Annotated in this window: 2 protein-coding genes; both read left to right on the top strand. The window is 36.2% G+C overall.

Annotated features, from left to right (window positions below; genetic code table 11):
* Positions 1-300 (top strand): O-fucosyltransferase family protein (locus ADIWIN_RS20580; RefSeq protein WP_200859813.1); only part of this gene is annotated, 300 nt, incomplete at its 5' end.
* A gap of 201 nt (positions 301-501) precedes the next feature.
* A partial coding sequence (locus ADIWIN_RS13255) for a hypothetical protein (protein WP_040757355.1) occupies positions 502-876 on the top strand: 375 nt, incomplete at its 3' end.

Genomic DNA, 876 nt, shown 5'->3' with positions numbered 1-876 from the left:
TTAAAAGCTAGAATAGAAGAGATCAACATAAAAATGGCTAAAGTGAAGACTTTAGGGGTTCACTTTAGAAAAACGGATCATTTTTTAGAAGTGAGACCAGCCAGTGATGAAGCATTTTTTAAGCAGATAAAAAATAAAATACCAGGATATGACCAATTATTTGTAGCTACAGATGACAGCAATTTATTGGAAATATTAAAAAGAAATTTCCAGGAAAAATTTGGGCACATGATTGTGTCAGGTCTAAAGGATCTTTGTCCATCCATCACAATGAAGAGCATAAGGATGGATTGCTATTAGCCAAAGAAGCCTTGCTGGATTGCATAACCCTTTCCAATTGTGACGAACTTATTTTATCGCCTTCAAACCTCTCTTATACAGCCTTGGTCTTTAATCCTGAAGTAAAGTATACGATTATTGAAAGCAAGGTAGCTACTTGGAAAGGTTAAAACCTTACTGGGCTATCATTTGAACAGGTTGGGAATTAGAAAATGGTAGGGAATGATTGAAATCTATCCTGAAATAGTCAAAAGTGAAAGTCAATGTCCAAGGTGTTCAGAGTTACAAAATTCAGGAGGAGCGCTTTATTTTCAAGGAATTCATGTATTGAGTAATTGTACCTGCCAAGCCTGCGGTTTGGAATATTATGCAACATTACCGTCAGGCCATTCATCACTCTTTCCTGTATCGTTTACATTGGATAAAAATTACCAACAATTCGATAAAGAAAATGCTAGTTGGATGGCCATTCCACTGCTTGCTTCTATTGGCGACAATTTGAGTGTTGAAGGGAATTTTCAGATTTATAATCAAGGAGAAGGGAAGGAATTGATTTTGATTAATTGCCTGGACGATTGCTTTGGTCATGTGTTTACC

Origin of the sequence: Winogradskyella psychrotolerans RS-3 (genome assembly GCF_000427335.1) — a bacterium.
GTDB classification, from domain to species: Bacteria; Bacteroidota; Bacteroidia; order Flavobacteriales; family Flavobacteriaceae; genus Winogradskyella; species Winogradskyella psychrotolerans.
The sequence above is the reverse complement of the archived record's forward strand: the minus strand, read 5'-3'. Positions and strand labels throughout refer to the sequence as shown.